26 protein-coding genes are annotated in these 20,497 nt (G+C 63.6%); 16 read left to right on the top strand and 10 right to left on the bottom strand.

The features are described from left to right. Positions 1-2: 2 nt before the first annotated feature. Positions 3-338, top strand: a complete 336-nt coding sequence (locus MLB1_RS12690; protein WP_180750160.1) for a metalloregulator ArsR/SmtB family transcription factor — start codon at positions 3-5, stop codon at positions 336-338. Next, complete coding sequence (locus MLB1_RS12695) at positions 335-808, top strand: SRPBCC domain-containing protein (RefSeq protein WP_180750161.1); 474 nt, start codon at positions 335-337, stop codon at positions 806-808. The genes MLB1_RS12690 and MLB1_RS12695 overlap by 4 nt, the downstream gene beginning before the upstream one ends. Here the strand turns inward: MLB1_RS12695 and MLB1_RS12700 are convergent. After that, complete coding sequence (locus MLB1_RS12700; protein WP_180750162.1) at positions 795-2,219, bottom strand: alpha/beta hydrolase-fold protein; 1,425 nt, start codon at positions 2,217-2,219, stop codon at positions 795-797. The two genes, MLB1_RS12695 and MLB1_RS12700, sit on opposite strands and share 14 nt — an antisense overlap. Before the next feature lie 72 nt (positions 2,220-2,291). Between MLB1_RS12700 and MLB1_RS12705 the strand changes: the two genes are divergently transcribed. Further along, positions 2,292-2,837, top strand: coding sequence for a hypothetical protein (locus MLB1_RS12705; protein ID WP_180750163.1), 546 nt, complete (start codon positions 2,292-2,294; stop codon positions 2,835-2,837). 4 nt (positions 2,838-2,841) lie between these two features. On the opposite strand, the gene MLB1_RS12710 is transcribed toward MLB1_RS12705, so the two are convergent. From MLB1_RS12710 to MLB1_RS12720, 3 genes are read right to left on the bottom strand one after another with little or no spacing between them, the layout of a single operon-like run. After that, on the bottom strand, positions 2,842-3,405 hold the full coding sequence (locus MLB1_RS12710; protein WP_371750621.1) for a hypothetical protein: 564 nt from the start codon (positions 3,403-3,405) through the stop codon (positions 2,842-2,844). A 49-nt stretch (positions 3,406-3,454) separates the two neighbouring features. Continuing rightward, positions 3,455-4,234, bottom strand: coding sequence for an SGNH/GDSL hydrolase family protein (locus MLB1_RS12715; protein ID WP_180750164.1), 780 nt, complete (start codon positions 4,232-4,234; stop codon positions 3,455-3,457). Positions 4,235-4,243: 9 nt separating this feature from the next. Beyond that, positions 4,244-5,017 (bottom strand): HAD-IB family hydrolase, encoded by a 774-nt coding sequence (locus MLB1_RS12720; protein WP_180750165.1) that lies wholly within the window; start codon positions 5,015-5,017, stop codon positions 4,244-4,246. An 87-nt stretch (positions 5,018-5,104) separates the two neighbouring features. Here MLB1_RS12720 and MLB1_RS12725 point away from each other — a divergent pair, with 87 nt between their 5' ends. Then, positions 5,105-6,607 carry an FAD-binding oxidoreductase gene (locus MLB1_RS12725; RefSeq protein ID WP_180750166.1) on the top strand — a complete coding sequence of 501 codons (1,503 nt, stop codon included), beginning with the start codon at positions 5,105-5,107 and terminating at the stop codon, positions 6,605-6,607. Here MLB1_RS12725 and MLB1_RS12730 read toward each other — a convergent pair. Further along, positions 6,604-7,263 carry an MBL fold metallo-hydrolase gene (locus tag MLB1_RS12730; protein ID WP_255485837.1) on the bottom strand — a complete coding sequence of 220 codons (660 nt, stop codon included), beginning with the start codon at positions 7,261-7,263 and terminating at the stop codon, positions 6,604-6,606. The two genes, MLB1_RS12725 and MLB1_RS12730, sit on opposite strands and share 4 nt — an antisense overlap. Before the next feature lie 268 nt (positions 7,264-7,531). Here MLB1_RS12730 and MLB1_RS12735 point away from each other — a divergent pair, with 268 nt between their 5' ends. From MLB1_RS12735 to MLB1_RS12745, 3 genes are read left to right on the top strand one after another with little or no spacing between them, the layout of a single operon-like run. Continuing rightward, entirely contained in the window at positions 7,532-8,953 is a 1,422-nt protein-coding gene (locus tag MLB1_RS12735; protein ID WP_180750375.1) for a UbiD family decarboxylase, read from the top strand. Further along, positions 8,950-9,435: a hypothetical protein gene (locus MLB1_RS12740; RefSeq protein WP_180750167.1), complete on the top strand. Its 486-nt coding sequence runs from the start codon at positions 8,950-8,952 to the stop codon at positions 9,433-9,435. The genes MLB1_RS12735 and MLB1_RS12740 overlap by 4 nt, the downstream gene beginning before the upstream one ends. Continuing rightward, positions 9,425-10,090 (top strand): non-oxidative hydroxyarylic acid decarboxylases subunit B, encoded by a 666-nt coding sequence (locus tag MLB1_RS12745; RefSeq protein ID WP_180750168.1) that lies wholly within the window; start codon positions 9,425-9,427, stop codon positions 10,088-10,090. Before MLB1_RS12740 ends, MLB1_RS12745 begins: the two co-directional genes overlap by 11 nt. On the opposite strand, the gene MLB1_RS12750 is transcribed toward MLB1_RS12745, so the two are convergent. From MLB1_RS12750 to MLB1_RS12760, 3 genes are read right to left on the bottom strand one after another with little or no spacing between them, the layout of a single operon-like run. Then, entirely contained in the window at positions 10,022-10,918 is an 897-nt protein-coding gene (locus tag MLB1_RS12750; RefSeq protein ID WP_180750169.1) for a LysR family transcriptional regulator, read from the bottom strand. The two genes, MLB1_RS12745 and MLB1_RS12750, sit on opposite strands and share 69 nt — an antisense overlap. An 18-nt stretch (positions 10,919-10,936) precedes the next feature. Then, positions 10,937-11,389 carry an SRPBCC family protein gene (locus MLB1_RS12755; protein WP_180750170.1) on the bottom strand — a complete coding sequence of 151 codons (453 nt, stop codon included), beginning with the start codon at positions 11,387-11,389 and terminating at the stop codon, positions 10,937-10,939. Positions 11,390-11,417: 28 nt separating this feature from the next. Further along, on the bottom strand, positions 11,418-12,005 hold the full coding sequence (locus tag MLB1_RS12760; RefSeq protein WP_219602990.1) for a TetR/AcrR family transcriptional regulator: 588 nt from the start codon (positions 12,003-12,005) through the stop codon (positions 11,418-11,420). A gap of 105 nt (positions 12,006-12,110) precedes the next feature. Between MLB1_RS12760 and MLB1_RS12765 the strand changes: the two genes are divergently transcribed. From MLB1_RS12765 to MLB1_RS12790, 6 genes are read left to right on the top strand one after another with little or no spacing between them, the layout of a single operon-like run. Then, a complete protein-coding gene (locus MLB1_RS12765; RefSeq protein WP_180750172.1) occupies positions 12,111-12,641 on the top strand; it encodes a DUF4242 domain-containing protein in 531 nt (176 codons plus the stop codon). Then, positions 12,638-13,687 carry an acyl-CoA dehydrogenase family protein gene (locus tag MLB1_RS12770; RefSeq protein WP_180750173.1) on the top strand — a complete coding sequence of 350 codons (1,050 nt, stop codon included), beginning with the start codon at positions 12,638-12,640 and terminating at the stop codon, positions 13,685-13,687. Before MLB1_RS12765 ends, MLB1_RS12770 begins: the two co-directional genes overlap by 4 nt. Beyond that, the gene (locus tag MLB1_RS12775) at positions 13,663-14,388 is read left to right on the top strand and encodes an ABC transporter ATP-binding protein (protein WP_180750174.1); all 726 of its coding nucleotides are present in this window, start codon (positions 13,663-13,665) and stop codon (positions 14,386-14,388) included. Before MLB1_RS12770 ends, MLB1_RS12775 begins: the two co-directional genes overlap by 25 nt. Continuing rightward, positions 14,385-15,554, top strand: a complete 1,170-nt coding sequence (locus MLB1_RS12780; protein ID WP_180750175.1) for an ABC transporter substrate-binding protein — start codon at positions 14,385-14,387, stop codon at positions 15,552-15,554. The genes MLB1_RS12775 and MLB1_RS12780 overlap by 4 nt, the downstream gene beginning before the upstream one ends. Continuing rightward, complete coding sequence (locus MLB1_RS12785; protein WP_180750176.1) at positions 15,551-16,369, top strand: ABC transporter permease; 819 nt, start codon at positions 15,551-15,553, stop codon at positions 16,367-16,369. Before MLB1_RS12780 ends, MLB1_RS12785 begins: the two co-directional genes overlap by 4 nt. Before the next feature lie 57 nt (positions 16,370-16,426). After that, a complete protein-coding gene (locus MLB1_RS12790; RefSeq protein ID WP_180750177.1) occupies positions 16,427-16,678 on the top strand; it encodes a hypothetical protein in 252 nt (83 codons plus the stop codon). A 7-nt stretch (positions 16,679-16,685) separates the two neighbouring features. On the opposite strand, the gene MLB1_RS12795 is transcribed toward MLB1_RS12790, so the two are convergent. Continuing rightward, a complete protein-coding gene (locus tag MLB1_RS12795; RefSeq protein WP_180750178.1) occupies positions 16,686-17,336 on the bottom strand; it encodes an enoyl-CoA hydratase-related protein in 651 nt (216 codons plus the stop codon). After that, a complete protein-coding gene (locus MLB1_RS12800; RefSeq protein ID WP_180750179.1) occupies positions 17,333-17,995 on the bottom strand; it encodes a TetR/AcrR family transcriptional regulator in 663 nt (220 codons plus the stop codon). The genes MLB1_RS12795 and MLB1_RS12800 overlap by 4 nt, the downstream gene beginning before the upstream one ends. Positions 17,996-18,131: 136 nt before the next feature. On the opposite strand from MLB1_RS12800, the gene MLB1_RS12805 reads away from it, so the two are divergent. The 3 genes from MLB1_RS12805 to MLB1_RS12815 all read left to right on the top strand — a co-directional run bounded on the left by MLB1_RS12805 (position 18,132) and on the right by MLB1_RS12815 (position 20,490). After that, on the top strand, positions 18,132-19,730 hold the full coding sequence (locus MLB1_RS12805) for a cytochrome bc complex cytochrome b subunit (RefSeq protein ID WP_180750180.1): 1,599 nt from the start codon (positions 18,132-18,134) through the stop codon (positions 19,728-19,730). An 80-nt stretch (positions 19,731-19,810) separates the two neighbouring features. Beyond that, a complete protein-coding gene (locus MLB1_RS12810; RefSeq protein ID WP_180750181.1) occupies positions 19,811-20,200 on the top strand; it encodes a ribonuclease domain-containing protein in 390 nt (129 codons plus the stop codon). After that, entirely contained in the window at positions 20,197-20,490 is a 294-nt protein-coding gene (locus MLB1_RS12815) for a barstar family protein (RefSeq protein ID WP_180750182.1), read from the top strand. The genes MLB1_RS12810 and MLB1_RS12815 overlap by 4 nt, the downstream gene beginning before the upstream one ends. Positions 20,491-20,497: the final 7 nt, after the last annotated feature.

The following is a 20,497-nucleotide window of genomic DNA, read 5'->3' on the forward strand; positions in this document are numbered from 1 at the left end:
TAGTGCCGCCCGCAAGCATAGATCGCACACTCGCCGCGCTGGCAGATCCGAATCGACGAAAAATCGTTGAGGCGCTTCGGGATCGGCCGTGCCGTGCGGGGGAGATCGCGCAGGTCGTCGGCCTGAGCCCGGCGGCACTCAGCAGGCACCTACGCACCCTCAAGGCCAGCGAGCTGGTCCAGGAATCCCACCCCGAGTTCGACGCGCGTGTGCGCATCTACACCCTGCGGCCTGCTCCCATGGCAGAACTGAAGGCATGGATCGACCAGATCGAGAAGCTTTGGGCCACCCAGCTGGTGGCCTTCAAAGATCACATCGAGCGACAGTCTGACCGATGACTTCACGCATCCTGGTTTCACTGCGTGTCCGGGCCACCCCGCGGCACGCCTTCGACGTATTCGTCAACGACATCGGTCTCTGGTGGCAGCCCAGCGCACTGTTCGGCTTCACCAGACGCAGCCGCGGCACGCTCGCGTTCGAGCCCGAGCCGGGCGGCCGCTTCACCGAGTCCTATCCGGACGGGTCCCAGTTCGAGATCGGCATGGTGACGACCTGGGAGCCTGGATCCCGACTGGGATTCACGTGGCGGCAGGAGAGCTTCGCCGACGATCAGATTACCAATGTCGAGGTGCGCTTCGAGTCGGTGAGAGACGAAACCCGAGTCACCGTAGAGCATCTCGGCTGGGAGACGGTGCCAGTGGACAACGCCGCTCGGCATTCCTTCCCCGATGGGGTGTTCCTGCTGCGTCACGGCGAATGGTGGCAGCAGCTGCTCGAGTCGCTGCGCACTCAGATCACCGATCACTGATCTGCGCCGCCAGCCATGGCAGCGCGTCCGAGAATGTTCGGCTGGCGAACTGCCAGGTGTGCCCGCTGATCATCTGGTGGACCGAGCAGGAGATCTGCACCTGCTGCGCGGCCGCGCACAGGTCCGCCGAGGCACCGTCCCGATCGTCATCGGTCACCTCGTCGTGCCCACCGATCCCGGTCGGGGTGTCGGCCGTCGGTCGTTTGGCACCGCCGGGCTTCTTGCTCCCGGCTGGCGGTATGGCGTCTTCGAACCATCCCGTCACACCCGTATACGGCCCGTGCTTGGCCATCACGGTGCGCGGGTCGAAGGCATCCCAACGGGCGGCGTCGCCGCCATAAAGTCGCTCGATCGTCTGTTCCTTGGTTCCGGCGGTGGGGCCGTGGTCACCGGCGATATCGACAAAAGTGGAGAACAGATTCGGGTTCATCACGGTTAGGTCGATGGCACATGTGCCGCCCATCGACCAGCCGACAACACCCCAGTTGGCAGGGTCCGCCGACGCCCCGAACTGCGAAACCACATAGGGGCGAACGTCTTCGGTGAGGTGATCGGCGGCATTGCCGCGCGGCCCGTTGACGCATTCGGTGTCGTTGTTGAAGCTGCCAGCGACATCGACGAACACGAATACAGGCGCCTGCCCACCATGGGACTTGGCGTATTCGTCGATCATCTGGGTGGCGTTACCGGTGCGGACCCAGTCGGCCGGGGTATTGAACTCGCCGGCGATCATCATGACCACCGGTAGCCGCGGCGGGGTGTCACCGGCGAACCAGGCCGGCGGTAGGTAGACGTATTCGCCGCGATGTGCGAATCCGCTCGCGTCCCCGGGAACGTCCACCTGAACGAGCTTGCCGGTCGTCGGGTGTGAATTACGCAGTCCCGCAAGCTCACTGATATCGGTTTCACCGGGAAGCGGCCCAGCGGTGATCGCCCCCCAGGCAGCCTGCACGGTGGGGTAGTAACCCACCCAGCGATTCAGTGACACGAGCGCCGCCAGCAGCGTGAGGGAGATGGCGAGCAGCGATACGCCACGCCGCCACCACCGTGCGCCGCGAAAGCCGAGGATGGCGACGGCGAGCGCGCTGACAAACACACCGATCCATACCCACAGCGCGAACGGCGCCGGGTCCGATGCCAGCCCTTCGGAGTTCGTGTATATCCACGCCGCGAGGGCGCCGAGCGCGCCGACGACGGCGCTGACGGGTACCCACAGCAGACGCCAGCGCCGGGTCCGCCAGCCGATGACCACCAGCAGGGCAACGATCGCCAGCACCTGGACGGTGACGGGAAACCAGCCACCGAGTGCCGAGACGCCGTGGCTGAACTGATGAAAATCGTTCGCGGGCAGCTGCGGTATCGGCGTGGGTACCGTCGGCGGTGGGGGCGTCGGGGTTGTGGTCGGTGGCACGCAAACATTGTGATGAGGTTTCCTGGGAGCAACCTGGACACCCCTTTACGAGACAGGCGGGACACCACGGCCATGACCGAGAGCTATCTGTCGGATGAGGCGATCGCCGGCCTCTCCGCGTCCGAGCGAAAAGACCTGATTCAAAGGCTGGAACGCCCGCTCAGCGAGGTGGCACCGCCGAATCTGGCGAGGTTTCGCACTCTACGGCTGGGTTTGATGATCGGAGGCGCGATCACATTGATCCCGTGGATCACCTATCTGGCGTTCACGCTGCCGGAAAACTACGTGGCACAGCGGTGGACGGCGACGTGGGTCGGGTTCGACATCCTGCTGGTGACATTCATGGCGGCCACCGCGGTGCTGGGTCTCCTGCGACGCCAATTGCTGGTGCTGACCGCGTTCACCACCGGCGTGCTACTGATCTGCGACGCATGGTTCGACGTGATGACGGCGGGCCCGTCGGAGCTGCGGTGGGCGATCCTGGCCGCAGTGCTCGCCGAGCTGCCGCTCGCCGTGGTGATGATCCGAGGGGCGTTACTGATCACGCGGTTGACGATGACGCGGCTGTGGGTCATCGACCCGGGAATGGCGCTCTGGCGGGTGCCGTTACTGCCCTAGCAGGTCACCAGCAGTGGGCGAACCCGTCGCAGTACTGCGGGAACCGATCGACGGGCACGTCGAGCGGTGCCACGAACTGCAGGCTGAAAGGCTTCTTCGTCATCCCCGGCGGACCGCCGCATACCGCGCTGTGGATGGTGGTGTGCACGCCGGTCAGGGTCTCGTCGTTGAAGACGTACTTGTCCTGGGTGGGTGCGAAAGTCCCGTCCGGGCAGGTCATGCCCTGCGGCCGGGGGTGTAGGAACGTCCATTGGTCATCGACGAGCTTGGCCGGGATGGAGTAGTTCTGGAGCTTATCGCCGTGTTTGAGGATGTCGGGCGTCGAGCTGGTGACGGTCAGCGTGCAGCCATCGGCCTGGATGGTGGGGTCGGTGTAGTCGGACTGTATGCGGGTACCTGAGGCCTGGACACAGACAGCGGACATCTTCCAGGCAACCTGGCCAAGGCCTTCCTCGATCATCCGGTAGGTGCCGTCCGCAGGGGGAGCAACGGCCGCCGCGGGGCCGGCGAATCCGACTCCGATCGCGATTCCGACGACGGAAACCATCAGCAGGCGGACTAGGCGCACGGTCATGAGGTCAAGTATCGCAATGCGGTGGACCCGCCATAGCGCAACCTCAGTCATTAGACGCGGCGTCCAATGCGGCCGCGACCAGATCGGCCACGGCACTCATACCGTCCTCGGTGGGGTGCAGCGGAGCCGCACGCCACGGCCAGGGGATTCCGGGGCGCGTCGTCCAGGGCTCATCTGACCAGGCGTGATGACCAACACTGGCCGCCGATACGCGCACTATCTCGCAGTCGGCGGAGTGAGCGGCCGCCGCGGTGGCGGCGGCAAGTTCCGCGGCGATATGACGACCGAAATCGGCCTCGGCCTCCGTGTATGGCGGCGCGGGCTCACCCTCCGGCGGCAGCAGCACAAGGTAATCGACGAAAAGCACCCTGGCATGTGGTGCCCTGGTGCGCACCTGCTCACCGACGGCACGCAGGGATTCACCGAGCGCGGCCAGCGCCGCCTCCCGCTGCCCGGTATCCAGGACACCGCGCAATGGCCCGCCAATCACCGGCGCGGCTCGGAGGAAGCGCGGCAGGCATGCCGCCATCAGGAACGGCACATAGCCGACGTCGTTTCCTCCGATGGTGACGGTCACCAACTCCTCGGTGCCGTCGAGCGCATCGATTTGCGGTGCAGCAGTGTGCTGCGGGTCGGTCAGGATATGTGCCGTGGTTGCGCCGGAGTAGGTGACGTCAACCAGCTGATATCCCGTGCGCTCGGCAACTTGGTGCGGGTAATTGCGGGTCGAGCGGCCCGCGAGCCGGGGTGAGCCCGGTGCTCGCGGCATGATGCCCGGCCCCGCCGCCATCGAACTTCCCAATGCCGCATACCGTCCCGCCATACGCCAAGCTTATCGGCGGGCCAAGCCCGCGAGCCTGCGCAGTGAAGAGCTCACTCCACGTGGTCTTGGATCGTCCAACCGCAGTACTGGCCACCCCCGCTCGGCGGCCATGACGGCGAGCCGGCCGCGTGGGTTGACCGGGCACGGTTCGCCGACAAGAGACATCAGATCGATGTCCTCTTCGCCGTCCGCATAGAAGTAACTGCGTTGTAAATCAACATCATTGGATTCACAGAATAATGCGACCGCGGTCGCCTTATTGCGCCCCCACACGATTGGCTTGCGGATGCCACCGGTGAGCAGTCCGTGGTCGTCGAGGTCGAAGTGATTGCACAGCACATGGGTTATCCCGAGGTGGCGCGCCACTGGTTCGGCGTGAATGGTCAGCGCCGATGAACTGACCACCACGGTGTGGCCCAGGTCCTGATGTGCCCGCACAAGCTCGCGCATGTGCGGGTAGATCATCGAGGCATTGTGCTGGTGAAAGATTCGTTGGCCGACGGCTTCGAGTTCCGCTAGCGAGTCTCCGCGCAGGTATCCGGCCGCACGCACCACTAAGCGCTCGAATTCCATGCGGCCCAGCTTGTACCGGAAGGTGGCCTCCAGAACTCCGAGAACTTCGCCGATACCGGCCTGCCCGCGACGCATCCGATCACGGGCATGTGCGGTCGGGGTGAATCCGGCCACGAGGGTGCCATCCAGGTCGAAAAATGCTCCGACCTGCGGCCCGGTGGGGCTGATCGCACTATCGGCTGCCGGATCAGCTGCCGAGCTCACCGTCATGTGGGCCAATCTACCGTTGCATGGCACGGCCGCCGGCTAAAGGCGACAAGATGGGTATCACCCGTATCACGACCGAAAGGAGGCGCGATGGATCCGCGGCCGCACCACTCGCGATCGGTCACCAGACGTACGGTGCTAACGGCCGCGGCGGCCGTGGCTCTCGGTGGAGTGGCGATCACGGGCTGTTCCCGGCAGCACCCGGCCGACGTCCCCGCCATTCCTCGATGGGAAGACCTGCGCGGCAGCCTATCCGGAGCCCTGGTGGTCCGCGGTGAGGCCGGGTCGGTTGAGGCCGGTAGGGCGTTCAATCCACTGTTCGATGTGAATCATCCTGGCGCGGTGGCCTTCTGCGCCTCCGAAGAGGATGTGGCACGTTGTGTGGAGTTCGCTTCGAACGCCGCGATACCTGTTGCGGCACGCAGTGGGGGACACAGCTATGCCGGATACTGCATCCCGAACGACGGATTGGTCGTCGATCTTGGTCGCATGGCGACGGTCTCGATGACTGGGACCGCTGCGGTGGTCAGGTCCGGAGCCCGTCTGATCGACGTGTACGCCGGTGTCGCCGAGGCGGGCCGGATGCTTGCGGGTGGATCCTGTCCGACCGTGGGTATCGCCGGGTTGACCCTGGGAGGCGGAGTAGGGGTTCTCACACGTAAGTTCGGACTCACCTGCGACCAGTTGATCTCTGCCCGAGCGGTGACCTCCGACGGCAAAATCCGAATCCTTTCGTCGACTTCCGAACCCGACCTGTTCTGGGCCATCCGCGGAGTTGGCGGCGGAAACTTTTGCATTGCAACGGAGTTCACCTTTGCCACGGCCGAAGCCACCGAGCTGACGGTATTCACCCTCGACTATGCGCCGGGGGACACGGCCGCGATCATGCATAGGTGGCTGACCTTCATGGCCGATGCGCCCGATGAATTGTGGACAACCCTGCACGCCGTGGGCGGCACCGCACCGCAATGCCGGATCGTCGGGTGTATCGCTGGGAGCACCAATCCGCGCGCACTGATCGAGAATCTGCGCAGCGCAATCGGCATCGGCCCCACCGACCGATTCGAGGCCGTGAAGAGCTTCCTGGGCGCCATGAAGTTCATGGGCGGTTGTTCCACATTGACTGTGGCCCAGTGCCATCCGTCGTGGACTGGGAGTGCACCTGGCCAGTTGGAGCGGGAGTCATTCGTGGCGTCCTCCCGGATGGTCCCGCATGCCGGAGTCGACACCGCCCGAATCGAGGCGCTCCTGGTGGGCAAGCCCGGGCTCACGTTCATCTTCGACAGCCTGGGCGGGGCAGTGAGCCGAATTCCGGCCGATGCCAACGCCTTCCCTCATCGACATGCCGTCGCATCGATCCAGATCTACCACGGGGTCGGAGCGGACTCCGCGATCGCGTCTCAGCGTGTGGACGAAGCACGCGACCGGCTCGGCGAGATCTGCGGTGCCGCGGCCTATGTGAACTACATCGACCCCCGCATGCCCGATTGGGCTGCGGCGTATTACGGGGAGAATCTGCCGCGGCTGCGGCGGATTGCCGCCGCCTACGATCCGAACGAGGTTTTCGGCTTCGCGCAAGCGGTTCGTCCCTAGTCGCGCCGTACGCTCCGCTGTGCCTGCGCGATGAGTTCGCGCCAACGGCCTTCGGGGAGTTCGTACACCGCGGTGTCTCCGCCGTATGCACTGGAGACGACGACGTCCGGCGACAGACTCCCTAGAAGTTCCAGACTCGACCACATCTCGTCGGCGTCACCGCGCCCGGGCACCACAAAGGTCGACCATGCGCCCCCCTCGGTGGGGAACATCGTGTCTCCGGTGAAGAGATACTTGTCGCCGTCTGCGCCCGTCACCAGATAGCTTGTGCTGCCGGGTGAATGTCCCGGTGTGGGAATCACCTCCACGCCGTTGCCGTCGACATGGCGTTCGTCGGTGGGAATGTCGAGCTCCGCGTGCTCGCCAATCTCATGCCGTTCCTCGACAGAGGCGTGCAGCTTTGATCCGAAATGTCGCTTCACGACGGCAAGCATCGGTCCCGCCTCGTCCTGATGCGATAGGTATTGGTGGGCGACACCACCCAGCTCGGCGATGGCCTCGAAATCGGCCTCGGTGGCCGGGCTGTAGAACAACACGTTCCCCTCAGGACGAGTCCACAGGTAGGCGTGGGTGGTCAGTCCGGGAAACGGGCTATCCGTCCGTGCCTCCCACAGGTCGGATCGAATCTGGCGCATATTCGATGTCTTCGTTGTCATGCGTCCAGTGTTCATTCTCAAGTGAACTTGAGGTCAAGGACTTGTCTGGAAGCTTCCTTGCGATCGATGCCGACAACCGTCAGGATGCTGCCATCTCCATAGCAGATGGTTTCTAGCTGAACTAGCTATTGGACTTATATCTTGCTCTCGATGCACAGTGGACCGGACAGCCCGGTAAATCCGAGGCCGACCGAAATATCCACGGATGGAAGGAGATAGGCGGCGTACAGGTACGCGGCCTACAAAGACCATGGTTGCTTTTCGTGATCTGCGGGACTACATCGACACGCTAACCCGTGAGCTGGGCGATGCAGAGGTGATGACGATCGACGGAGCCGATTGGAACCTCGAAATCGGCTGCATTACTGAACTTCTCGCCGAAAAAGAGGGACCGGCATTGTTGTTCGACAACATTCCCGGTTACCCGACCGGATACCGGGTGTTCACCAATTTCATGGGAACCGTCCAGCGGTGTGCGGTGGCCCTGGGACTGCCCGTGGAAACACCGGCCATGGACATCGTCCGTGCCTGGAAGGACCTCAGCAAGCGCATCGAACCCATTGCACCGGTGGAGGTCTCCAGCGGCACAATCCTCGAGAATGTGATCGAGGGCGACGATGTCGACCTCACTGTGTTCCCAACACCTCAGTGGCATGACGGTGACGGCGGGCGCTACATCGGTACCGCCTGCATGGTGATCACACGCGACCCCGATTCGGGCTGGGTCAACGTTGGGACCTACCGAGGCTGCGTGCAGGGCAAGGACCGGCTGTCATTGTGGATGCTTGGCAACCGGCACGCACTCGCGATCGCCAAAAAGTATTGGGACAAGGGCCAATCCTGCCCAATCGCAGTCGTCGTCGGCTGCGATCCCATCCTCACAACGGCCGCGGCCATAGCGGCACCGGCGGAGGTCTGCGAATACGACGTGGCAGGTGGTCTGCGCGGCAGCGGCGTCGAGGTCCTCGCGGCACCGGGAACCGGGTTACCGATTCCCGCACACGCCGAGATCGTGATCGAGGGCGAGATGCCACCGGTTACCGAGGAATCAGTTCCCGAGGGACCATTCGGCGAGTGGACAGGCTACTTCACTCACGCAGGAAACGAGACTGTGGTGCGCGTGCAGCGCATCTTGCACCGCGATAATCCGATCATCCTCGGTGCGCCCCCGATGATCCCTACGGTTCCCGCCGGCGATCAGGCCGTACCCCTGTACTCGGCCTCGGTGACCTGGGACCATCTCGAAGCCGCCGGCGTTCAGAACATCCAGGGCGTCTGGGCGTATGCGCGCCAGCTCATGATGGTGATATCCCTCAAGCAGACCGGTGCCGGAGATGCCATGCAGGCATTGCTGGCCGCCGCCGGACGCAAACGCACCGGTGGCATGGATCGCTACTTCGTCGTGGTCGACGACGACATTGATATCACTGACATCAATCATGTGTTGTGGGCGATCTTCACAAGGGTGAACCCATCGGAGTCAATTCAGATCGTGCGGACACCCACCACAGCGATCGACCCCCGTTTGTCACCAGCGCAACGGGAAGCCAACGATTTGTCCATGGGCATCGTTCTCATCGACGCGTGTAAGCCGTTCTCGTGGATGGACTCCTATCCGAAGGCGAACCGCTTCGACCAGGCGTACCGCACCCAGATCCGCGATCGGTGGAAGGCGACGCTCCCGCTATGAACGCCAAGGCGTTACCCGATGACCTCTGCGAATTGCTGCGCGGGTTTCCCAGCGTCGATTCTCGCGAGCAGGCCTTCCCATTCGTCACCGTGGACACCGGCGGATATCCGCATTCCGCCCTGCTGTCTCGTTCCGAGCTGGAACCCGGTCCGGAGGGCTTGAGCCTCTTCGTTGTAGTGGCCGGACGGGTCACCCGCGCGAATCTAAAGCGCACAGGTGCCGCGAGCCTACTCGCGGCCCACGGCACCGCATGCCATCACGCCAAACTGCGAATGACGCGATCGGTCACCGAGCGTGGGCTCATGGGTTGCGTTTTCACGGTGACCGAATATCGCCACGATGATATCGGAATCGCACTGCAGCCCATGAGTTTCCAAACATCGGAACGGCTGGCACAGCAGGAGAACTGGCAACGGAGCACCGCGATGCTGTCCGCCCTCTCGGCCGCACACCCCCGACAGGCGACATTCGATGACCGATAGACCAACCCGGATCATCGTCGCGATCACGGGCGCCAGCGGAGCTCCATTCGCCATCCGACTTCTCGAAACATTGCGCGAAATACCCTCGGTGGAAACGCATCTGGTAATGAGCGCCTGGGCCCGCTCCAATATCGAAATGGAATCCACCCGCTCGGTTCGCGAGGTGGCCCAGTTGGCCGATGTGACGTACAAGCTCGGCGAGCAGGGTGCGGCAATTTCTTCGGGATCGTTTCGAACCGACGGAATGATTGTCGTGCCGTGCAGCATGCGGACCGTTGCCGCGATCCGCTACGGAATCGCCGACAACCTGATCTGTCGAGCCGCCGATGTCGTACTCAAGGAGGGACGTCGACTGGTTCTCGCTCCACGTGAAACCCCGCTCAATACCATTCATCTGGAGAACATGCTGGCACTCAGCAGGATGGGCGTACGCATCGTTCCACCGATGCCGGCCTTCTACAACCACCCACGCACCATCGACGACATCGTGGATCACAGCGTGACCCGCATCCTCGATCAGTTCGGCGTCGATACGCCATATGCGAAACGCTGGCGCGGACTGGATTCCGCACGCCACGAAATGGCTCTAAGTCAGCATCTCCCGCACTCGGGCAACAACATGACGAACGAACACCGGGGCCGCAGGATTGACTGATTTCCCTTTACGCCAAAGTATTCCGATGCGACCGGGCGGCACGTCGGGCAGCTGAGCATGCACGACACCCTTAGTCTGTCGCATCGCCGATTCCGGTACCACGGCTATGCCAAGCCCTTGGGCGGCGAGCGCTACCAGCACATCTGGGTCGCTGGCCTCAAAGCTGATGCGGGCGGTAATTCCGGACGCATGCAGCGTCTTGTCGAGCTGGGTCCGAATACCAGACCCTGGTGACAGCGCGATCAATGGATACTGCGCCAGAGCTGCCAGAGAAACCCTGTCACCGTGGCGCACCAGGGGGTGAGAGGGCGAAAACACTGCAACGATGCAATCCCGGGTGAGCTCCCGCGCATGGACGCCAGCGGGTGAATCATCGGTGAGGCTCACAAGGGCGACGTCCAGTTCACCTTCGGTCACCCGTCGCGCCAGAACCGCGGAGGTGTCCTCAATAAGCGATAACTCAACGCCTGGGTGCTGGCGGTGAAATGTTGTCAACAACCGAGGCAGATCGATATGGCGGGGCGAGATAGAGGTGATCGTTCCAATCACCAAATGCCCATGCAGCAGTCCGGTCAAGCCTTCTACGGACGCGCGTCCCGCAGCCAGGGAGTCCAACGCCGCACGCGCATGAGGAAGAAGCGCCTGCCCCGCGGCAGTAAGAACCGCCGAACGGGCACGGCGTTCGAAAAGCGGCTGTCCGAGCTCGCGCTCGAGCGCCTTGACGTGGGCACTGACACCCGATTGCGCCAGATGTACCCGCCTCGCTGCGCCGGTGAAGGTGCCCGCCTCGACGACCGCGAGGAAACACTCCAACTGATGCAGATCCATATGCCTTGGTGTTCGCTGCTATTCGCCCGACTCGGCAAGCGCTGCGAGTCTGTCCACCGAGTCCTGCAGCCGCTCCGAGGTGGTGCGACGGGCCCGGGGCAGCCTGTTCTCGTCGGCGAGATTCGTCCAGTCATAGGTGTGGATCACCCGGGTACGGCTGTCGCCAAGCGGTTCCAGTTCCCATCGCCACAGGTGGCCGGGTGGTCGCTTGCCCACTTCCGAGGGCAACCACGCGATCCGGCGCGCCTCCTCGAACTCCACGATGCGGTTTTCGCGTACGGCACCATTGGTCAGGGTCATCGCGAACACATCACCCACACCATGAACGCGTTGTCCGGTGGCGGCCTCGGCAAGGTTCTCGTTGCCGTCCCATTCACGCTGCCGTGCCGCATCGGCGATGAACTCGAAGATCACCGCTGCCGGCGCATTCACTTCACGGCTCGCCGAGACCACTCTGACGTCCTCAGTCATATGACCCATCCAACCAGAGTCCTGCCGTCTAGCCGATCAATTCGCGAGTGAGTTTGCGCGCCAGCGTTATCGGCGCTGCGGATTTCTCCATCTTGGATGCGGTCAGAGCGCCGTCGTAAAACAGCTGCACTCGTCGGGCCATGTTGTCCGGGTGTGATACCCCAGCCTCGCGCAGCAGTGCTGTCACGGTCGCGCGGAACCACTCACGATGTGCGCGCACCGGTTCCCATACTGTTCCGGGGAATTCCGTGGCGGCATTGGCGTAGAGGCACCCACGGAAGTTCCTTGTTTTCGCGGCGGTGGCGGCCAGGTCGAAGAATGTCAGGATCTTCGCAACGGGATCGCGCTGCGCCGCGACAGCAGCGTTCCATCGGTTGCGATCACGCTGATCAATTTCTTCGAGGTAGGCGACGATGAGCGCATCCTTGGAACCGTAAGTGCTGTACAGGCTCGCCTTGGCAACTCCCGCCTCGCGCAGGATCTGGTCGATGCCAACGGCGCGAATTCCCTGCGCCGCAAAGAGATCTGAGGCCGCACGCAGCAGCCGATCGGCGGGTCCGAGCACACGGAGGCCCGACGCGGTGTCGGCGGCCTTCGGTGCGGTCGTGGGACTCATGGGAGCAGGGTAACCCAGATAGGACGCATAGACAGACCGGTCTGTCCATGAAACCGTCGAGTTGTCACCCACCCAAGTGGTCCACCGAAGTAAGGAAAGAGTTCCGTGACGTTGCACCTCTACGAGATCGCCATTGAACCCGCCGACAACACCGATGCCACTCAACTGCTCAAGGAGATCGACGGGCGACTTCACCGCGACGGCGGCGAATTGATCGAAGCGCAGGTGACACGCGAGGCGCGCAGCGTCTTCGTCATCGCCGAATTCGACGGTGACGCATCGCTACTGGATGCGGATTCCCTCGGCGTCGAGTCGGTTTCGGGACCGCACACGGTTCGCCTCGTGGGTGCCGATCTCGACCAGCTGAAGTCCGTCCGTCCGGTCGCCGGGTACCTGGTGGAATGGGATCTACCCGCCGATCTGGACATGCAGACCTACCTGGCGCGCAAAATGGCCAAGGCGCCGAAGTACGCCGACGTACCCGAAGTCAGTTTCCTGCGTACGTATGTCCGCGAAGACATGGACAAATGCCTGTGCTTTTACGACGCCCCCGATGAGGCGGCAGTGCTCCGCGCGCGTAAGGCCGTTGACACTCCGGTCGACAGACTGCACGGACTGGGGGATATCTCGCTATGACGGCCGCCGTGGCCAAGAATGTGGACGCGGCGCTGGATCGCGTCAGCGATGAGGTGGCCGCCCGTGCGCCTGCTCTCGACTCGGATCAAGCCGATGTACGCGCCGATCTAGCCGCTTTGGGAGCAGAGGGCCTGTTCTCCACCGGTATTGGCGGTACGGACCTCGCACCCATGGTGCGGGTGATCGAACGGGTAGCGACGAGCAGTCTGGCCGTGGGCTTCTCCGCCTGGGCGCATCGCATGACCATCGAATACCTGAGCCTGGCTCCGGAGGCCTTGCGCGCCGCGCAGCTGCCCGCGCTGATGACCGGACGCCGCACCGGGGTCACCGCGATGGCAGCCGGCCTCAAACAGGTTGCGGGGCTGGGGGAGGTGCCGCTGCGCGCCGTTACACGTCATGGCGGGCTGCGCATTACCGGACCGATCCGATGGGCTTCCAATGTGTTCCCCAATGCGTTGATGGTGCTACCGGCATGCGGGGCAGATGGCGCAACCTATGTGGCGGCGGTCGATATCAACGCGCACGGGGTACGGATCGACCGGCCACCGAACCTGATGGCGCTGAAGGCAACGGCCTCGACATCCCTGTACCTGGAGAATGTGCACGTCCCCATCGAGAACGTGATCAGCACCGACCTGCCGAGTTTCGTCGCCCGGATCCGGCCGGCCTTTCTTCTGCTCCAGACCGCCTTCTGCTCCGGAGTAGGCGCGGCCGCTCTTGACGGTGCACAATCCGCGCGCGGCGTGCTGGCCGACCAGTTCACCACGGAACGGGTCGAGCTTATACAGCGGAATCAAGCCCAGCGAGAACGTCTTTACGCATTCGCGTCCAGACCATCGGAACCGAGTATCGCCGACCTCCTTCGGCTGCGGCTCGACGCCGCCGTGCTCGCCGGCCAGGCGACGCGCCTGGAGGCCACATTGGTCGGCGGCGCCGGATACGCAGTGGGCACCGCGGCAAACCGGCGGTTTCGCGAAGCCGCATTCCTACCCATTCAGTCACCCTCGGAAGGACAACTGCGGTGGGAACTGACGCAGTACGAATAACGGGTGCCACCAAGCATTTCGGGCCGACGGTGGCATTCCGCGAGATCGACGTCCATGTCACGTCCGGCGAGTTCCTGGCCATCCTGGGCACCAGTGGGAGCGGAAAATCCACCCTGTTGCGGGTACTGGCGGGTTTGGAGGAGCTGAGCTCCGGAACCGTCACCTGGACGTCGGATGGAGGGCGACCCCGAACCGGCGTCGTCTTTCAGGATGCCCTACTGATGCCGTGGCTGACCGTGGCGGAGAACATCGCATTCGCGAAGCGATTCACGGTGCACCGCAATGGGTTCGACGATGACCATGTGGACGACTTGGTCCGACGTTTCGGCCTCCAGCAGCTCGCCGACCGATATCCCGACCAACTCTCCGGTGGCCAGGCTCAACGTGTCGCGATCTTGCGCGCCACAGCGACCCGCCCGCGACTACTGCTGCTCGACGAACCGTTCAGCGCGCTCGATCCGGTGACCCGCGCCGATCTGCAATCCTGGCTGGCGAATCTGGCCGCCGAACTGGCCGTCACGGTTGTCCTGGTGACCCACGATGTCGATGAGGCATTGACGCTCGCACACCGGGTGGTTCTTCTTGGCAACAACGGCCGGATACGACAGGAGTGGGTGCTCGACGACTCGGCGGGGGAGCGCGACCGGATACGCCACGAGATCCTTACCCAGTACCAACCGGCGGACGCGGAGATCGAGTGAACGGTACTACCTCGCGCCGCGCCGTCCTCGCGGGCGCCGCCGGGATAACCACCGCGGCCGGTCTTTTCGGCGCTACTGGGCTGATCCGTGCCGCAACGTCCGACACCACGAACACCACCGCCCAACTACGCATCGGGTATCTACCGATCACCGATGCCGCCCCGCTGCTGATCGCCCATTCCGCGGGGCTCTATCCCGCCGGCACGGTCAGTGCGGCCAAACCGGTGCTGTTCCGCAGCTGGGCCGCGTTGGCAGAGGCGTTCATGGCACGACAGATCGACGTCGCGCATCTGTTGATGCCCATGGCGATCCAGCTCCGCCAGGTGTTGGGACACGGCGTGCGGGTGCTCGGCTGGAATCACACCAACGGATCCGCGCTCACCGTGGCACCGGATATCGAATATCTGGAAGATCTAGCGGGCACACAGGTGGCCATTCCGTTCTGGTGGTCGATCCACAACATCGTGCTGCAACAGCTGTTGCGCGGCCATGGATTGCGACCGGTGATCAGGAGCACCGCGTCCCGCGCCCACCGCACCGTCGAACTCGTCGTGATGAGCCCCTCCGATATGGTGCCGGCCCTGGCCAATCGATCCATCGGGGGATACGTCGTCGCCGATCCGTTCAATGCCATCGCACAGATCAAGAAGATCGGGCGGATTCACACATTTCTCGGCGATGTGTGGCGCGATCACGCATGCTGCGTGCTCGTCACACGTGATGACGTGATCGCACGTCGCGCGTCCGCCGTACAGGGTGTCACCGATGCCGTGGTGGCCGCGCAGCTCCGCATCGATGCCGACCGAAAGTCGGCGGCGAGCGCGCTCGGCGGCGGTAAGTACCTTCCGCAGCCCGTGCCCGCCATACAGACCGCGCTGACCTACCCGAATCCGCCGTATCCACTGAAACATCCGGATTGGCATCCACATCGCCTGGGCTACCAGCCGTTTCCGTATCGGAGCTTCACCCAGCGACTCGTCGAGTCGATGCACGACACCGTGGTTGACGGCGACCGCGGATTCCTTGACCGCCTGGATCCGGCACGAGTGCACGACGACCTCGTCGACGACTCCTTTGTACGCAGGGCGATCACCGCACACGGGGGACCGGCGGCCTTCGGTATCGCGGCCGATTTCACTCGAACTGAACAGGTGCGGGCATTATGAGCATTATCGAGCGCACCCTCACGACTACCCGTGAGAGCGGGCCCGCATCACAGAAGCCACCGCTGCTCGCCAAGATCTGGCCACCGGCACTTGCCATCGGCGCGAGCATCGCCTTCTGGTGGCTCGCAAGCTCAGTGCTCAGTGAACCCCATTCACTGCTGCGCCAGACGGCTCCGCAGAAGGCATTGCCCGCGGCCATTGATCTGCTGAATCGCGGTGTGCTGCTGCCGGATATCGGAGTCAGCCTGTGGCGATTACTGATCGGACTTTCCGTCGCCGCCCTGGTCGGTATCCCGGCGGGACTGCTTCTGGGCGTGAGCACCACCGCGGAACGCGCCGCACGTCCCGTCGTCCAATTTCTGCGGATGATCTCGCCGCTGTCGTGGACACCTATCGCGGTGGCGGTCTTCGGTATCGGGAGCCAACCGGTCGTCTTCCTCATCGCGGCGGCTGCGGTGTGGCCGATCCTCATCAACACCACCGCCGGTGTGCACGGAATCGAACCCGGGTATCTGCACGTGGCGCGGTCGTTCCATGCCACCCGCATCGAACTCCTCACCGCGGTGATACTCCCGGCCATCCGCGGCCACGTTCAGACCGGCGTGCGCATCGCGTTGGGTATCGCCTGGGTGGTTCTCGTACCCGCCGAAATGCTCGGTGTGCGATCGGGTTTGGGCTACCAGATACTGAATGCGCGGGACCAGCTTGCCTACGACCAGGTCGTTGCGGTGATTCTCGTCATCGGGGTGCTGGGCTACGCCTTGGATATGGCGGCGCGGCTGCTACTCGACCGGAGAACGCCGCGGCGCACCTGACAGCGCGGAGTAAGCTCGCACGCGCTTACGTACCCGACTGTTTCGGAGGTGTTCCGAATGAAGATGCTTCTGCGCCGGATGGCAATCGCCGCGCCAGGATCGTTGCTTCCCCTGATCGCGTTGGCGACCATCTCGCCCGCGATCAGTTCCGCCGACCCGCTCGTGCCCAACTGTGAGAACGGGTGGTGGGACCCGGTGGCCAACACCTGTCGGCCACCGGTAGCGACAACGCCGTTGAGCTGCGATGACGGTTGGTGGTGGGACCCGGTGGGCAACGTGTGCCGCCCACCCGTCATTCCTCCTCAGTAGAGCCGCCTCACGCCACCAGGGCCGCGGTGGCCGCGGCGAACATCGTCGACTTGATGGCGCCCAGCGTTCCGCTGTCCTTACCCACCAGTGGCCTCACCAGATCGACTGCGTCGCTGAGTACTTCGTGTTCGACGGCGGCCCGGTCGGCTAAACCGGCTGCTACGGCGGCATCCCCGCCGTAGCGGCGCCCGGTGGTCATGGCGGTTACCGCGGTCTGCGGGGTCACCTTGGCCAGGATCAAGCTCGCCATTCCAGGGGTGAAGGGGATCTTGATATCGACCTCGGGGAAACACAGGTATCCGCGGTCGGAACGCATTACGCGGTAGTCGTGGGCGACGGCGAGCATCGCGCCGGCCCCAAAGGCGTGACCATTGACAGCGGCGACAGTGGGCAATGCGAACGTGAGGACCCTGCTGAGCAGCGCCTGTACGCGGCCGATGTACCAGTCGGCGCGATCCCCGTGGGACATGAGCCAATCCAGGTCCAGCCCGTTCGAGTAGAACTTATCGGTCCCCACGGTGACCAGAGCCTGGGCGCGCACGAGCACATCGTCGAGAAGACCGTCAAGCGTATCAAGCCAATCGGGGGAGAACCGGTTCTCGTCCTCACCGAGGTTGAGAACGGCGATCGTATCCTGAAGTTCTAGGGTGGCGGTCATCGCATATTTCCTTTCATGTTGGTGCCCTTGGTTTTTGGGCGTGCTGGGGGTGGGTCGATGGCAAGGACGGCGCGTACTGCCGCCTCCAGGCGCGAACGTGTCGCGGCATCGGGTGGACGGCGCCCCCGAAGTAGCAGACCGGAGGGCAATCCCACGATGCAGTCCTCGATGACCTGTACCGCGCGGCCGTCCTCCCGGCCCCACAGGACTCGCGACAACCGAATGAACAACGCCACGAGGACCTCGTCGGCACTCGCTATCGCGGCGGCGACGCCTTGGGGAACATCGGGCCCGATGAGATCCTCACGCCGCACACCGAGCACGAGCCGCGAGGATTCGGGGAACCGTTCCGCGAAGACGGCGGGGGTGTCGGCCGCGGCGACGACGGCGTTCACCGCTGCCGCCTCAACGGGTCCACTCACCGCAAGGGCTTCGTCCACGGCACCACATTGCATATCGAGAAACCGCTGGGCGGCACGCAACCACGCCCGTCCGACCATCTCGCCGCGCGATCCGAAGGCGTGATAGATGGCGCCGTTGGAAATCCCGGTCACTTGGGATACCGCTCGAACCGTCACTGCCGCCGGGCCGTCCTCCACCGCGATCCGTTCGGTGGCATCGAGCAGATCGTCGACGGAGTGGATACGCGGGCGCGGCACGCAAGCACAATAACAGAGCAATCGCTCTGTTATGAAAAACGACGGCTCAACAAACTCGCCAGAAACTACTACCGGAAGTAGTAATTACGTACTACCCTCCGTAGTAGGCATAAAGTCTCTTTCCCAGGGAGCAGCTATGGGTCAAGCAACGAAGCTTGCCGAAGCAGTCGATTCGCGTTATCACGCGTCACCGGGTTTGCGAAGACAGATGAACAAGGTCTTCCCGACGCACTGGTCGTTCCTGCTGGGTGAGATCGCGCTGTACAGCTTTGTGCTGCTGCTGATCTCGGGCGTTTATCTAGCACTCTTCTTCGACCCGTCGATGGCAGAGGTCACCTACAACGGCGTCTACCAGCCATTGCGCGGTATGCAGATGTCCAAGGCCTACGAAAGCACTCTGCATCTCAGCTTCGAGGTGCGCGGCGGACTGTTCGTGCGGCAGATCCACCATTGGGCGGCGCTGATGTTCGCGGCCTCCATCGTGGTGCACCTGGCCCGCATCTTCTTCACCGGGGCGTTCCGCCGCCCGCGCGAGGCCAACTGGGTCATCGGTTCGGTGCTGTTGATCCTCGCTATGGCCGAGGGGTTCGCGGGCTACTCGCTACCCGATGATCTACTCTCCGGCACCGGGCTTCGCGTGGTCACCCAGGGCATGATGTCGTTGCCGATCATCGGCACCTGGATGCATTGGGCCCTCTTTGGTGGCGATTTCCCCGGAAACATCATCCTGCCAAGACTTTATGTCCTGCATGTGCTGCTCGTTCCGGCCATCATGATCGCGCTCATCGCCGTGCACCTGGCCCTGGTCTGGTACCAGAAGCACACCCAGTTTCCGGGACCGCGTCGCACCGAGTCCAATGTCGTTGGGGTAAGGATCGTTCCGGTGTTCGCCGTGAAATCCGGCGCTTTCTTCGCCGTCGTGACGGCCATCCTCGCGATCATGGGCGGTCTGCTGCAGATCAATCCGATCTGGAATCTAGGTCCCTACAAGCCATCCCAGATATCGGCCGGATCGCCCCCCGATATCTACCTGATGTGGACCGACGGCCTGTTGCGGCTCGTCCCGAATTGGGAGCTGTACATCTTCGGCTACACGGTGCCCGCGGTGCTGTGGGGAGTTCTGGGCATCATGTCCGCGTTCGCGGTGATCGTCGCCTGGCCATGGATAGAGAGACGCTTCACCGGCGAGTGCGTCAATGGGGGCACACCGCACAACTTATTGCAGCGTCCGCGTGATGCTCCGGTCCGCACCGCCATTGGGGCAGCGGCCTTTTCGCTGTACATCTTGCTGACCCTGTCGTGCATGAATGACACCCTCGCGTTCGCATTCCACATCTCGCTGAACGCAACGACGTGGATCGGCCGCATCGGCATGGTCGTCCTGCCCGCTGTCGTGTACTACATCGCCTACCGGTGGGCCATCGGCCTTCAGCGCGCCGACAGGGCAGTGCTCGAACACGGCGTCGAGACCGGCATCGTCAAGCGGCTGCCGCACGGCGCGTATATCGAGGTTCACCAGCCATTGGCCGGAGTGGACGAGCACGGCCAGGTGATCCCGCTCGAATACCAAGGCGCGGCGGTACCCAAGCGGGTGAACAAGCTGGGACTGGCCGGCGCACCCGGCACCGGCTCGTTTCTATCTGCCGACCCACCCGATGAGCAGCGGGCATTGGCAGAGGCCAAACATGCCGCCGAGCGCCTGGAATTGGCTGCACTACGAGGAGGATCGCGATAGCTCAGCCGCCGTCGCCCCATGTTCGGGGATTACGGCAAACGCATGCCGTACCGTCGAGTCGAACTCTTACTCGACAAAGGATGGTCATGTCGCCGCGTTTGCGTGTCATGGGTGCCGCGATCCTGGCACTGACGCTCATCGGTTGCACCGAGCCCACACCGGCCCGCGCCACCATCACTCGGTGCGCCCTGTCCGATCTGCCTTCCGAGGCCTCCGGAACGGTGGGACTGATCCATTCCAATGGACCGTTCCCGTATCCACGAAACGACGGCGTCGTCTTCCAGAACCGCGAGAGAGTCCTGCCATCGGAGCCTCGCGGGTATTACCACGAGTACACGGTCCGCACGCCGGGCAGCAAGACGCGCGGCACGCGGCGCGTCATCACCGGGGGCACTCCGCTGAACGATCCGCCGCACGTCTACTACACGGGCGATCACTACCAGTCATTCTGTGAGGTTGAAGGCGCATGAAGACCTACGTCGTCGACGGCTCCCGCATCCGCACGCGGGCAGACTTCTTCACCGAGCTCGGGCGCGCGGTGAATGGGCCGGGTGGCTATTTCGGCAGCAATCTCGACGCCCTTGTCGATTGCCTGCGTGGAGGATTCGGCACTCCCGACGATGAACCATTCCGGTTCGTGCTACAGGATGTCACGCGGATCAAGTCCGCGGTGGGGAAGAAGGACTGGGACACCATCCAAGAGATCTTCGAGGAAGCCGAGGTGCCGCTGACGACGCGGACCTCACCCAAGGACGACTAACCCAAAT

The sequence above is a fragment of the Mycobacteroides sp. LB1 genome (assembly GCF_013449725.1).
In the GTDB taxonomy this organism is placed as follows: domain Bacteria; phylum Actinomycetota; class Actinomycetes; order Mycobacteriales; family Mycobacteriaceae; genus Mycobacterium.

Coding starts and splice junctions, on each gene's coding strand:
- MLB1_RS12730 (WP_255485837.1), bottom strand. CDS start 7,263: ATGACAACGAAGACATCGAATATGCGCCAGATTCGATCCGACCTGTGG.
- MLB1_RS12770 (WP_180750173.1), top strand. CDS start 12,638: ATGACGGCCGCCGTGGCCAAGAATGTGGACGCGGCGCTGGATCGCGTC.
- MLB1_RS12725 (WP_180750166.1), top strand. CDS start 5,105: ATGGATCCGCGGCCGCACCACTCGCGATCGGTCACCAGACGTACGGTG.
- MLB1_RS12805 (WP_180750180.1), top strand. CDS start 18,132: ATGGGTCAAGCAACGAAGCTTGCCGAAGCAGTCGATTCGCGTTATCAC.
- MLB1_RS12760 (WP_219602990.1), bottom strand. CDS start 12,005: ATGAGTCCCACGACCGCACCGAAGGCCGCCGACACCGCGTCGGGCCTC.
- MLB1_RS12815 (WP_180750182.1), top strand. CDS start 20,197: ATGAAGACCTACGTCGTCGACGGCTCCCGCATCCGCACGCGGGCAGAC.
- MLB1_RS12695 (WP_180750161.1), top strand. CDS start 335: ATGACTTCACGCATCCTGGTTTCACTGCGTGTCCGGGCCACCCCGCGG.
- MLB1_RS12715 (WP_180750164.1), bottom strand. CDS start 4,234: ATGGCGGGACGGTATGCGGCATTGGGAAGTTCGATGGCGGCGGGGCCG.
- MLB1_RS12795 (WP_180750178.1), bottom strand. CDS start 17,336: ATGACCGCCACCCTAGAACTTCAGGATACGATCGCCGTTCTCAACCTC.
- MLB1_RS12750 (WP_180750169.1), bottom strand. CDS start 10,918: ATGGATCTGCATCAGTTGGAGTGTTTCCTCGCGGTCGTCGAGGCGGGC.
- MLB1_RS12785 (WP_180750176.1), top strand. CDS start 15,551: ATGAGCATTATCGAGCGCACCCTCACGACTACCCGTGAGAGCGGGCCC.
- MLB1_RS12755 (WP_180750170.1), bottom strand. CDS start 11,389: ATGACTGAGGACGTCAGAGTGGTCTCGGCGAGCCGTGAAGTGAATGCG.
- MLB1_RS12810 (WP_180750181.1), top strand. CDS start 19,811: ATGGTCATGTCGCCGCGTTTGCGTGTCATGGGTGCCGCGATCCTGGCA.
- MLB1_RS12790 (WP_180750177.1), top strand. CDS start 16,427: ATGAAGATGCTTCTGCGCCGGATGGCAATCGCCGCGCCAGGATCGTTG.
- MLB1_RS12705 (WP_180750163.1), top strand. CDS start 2,292: ATGACCGAGAGCTATCTGTCGGATGAGGCGATCGCCGGCCTCTCCGCG.
- MLB1_RS12745 (WP_180750168.1), top strand. CDS start 9,425: ATGACCGATAGACCAACCCGGATCATCGTCGCGATCACGGGCGCCAGC.
- MLB1_RS12720 (WP_180750165.1), bottom strand. CDS start 5,017: ATGACGGTGAGCTCGGCAGCTGATCCGGCAGCCGATAGTGCGATCAGC.
- MLB1_RS12740 (WP_180750167.1), top strand. CDS start 8,950: ATGAACGCCAAGGCGTTACCCGATGACCTCTGCGAATTGCTGCGCGGG.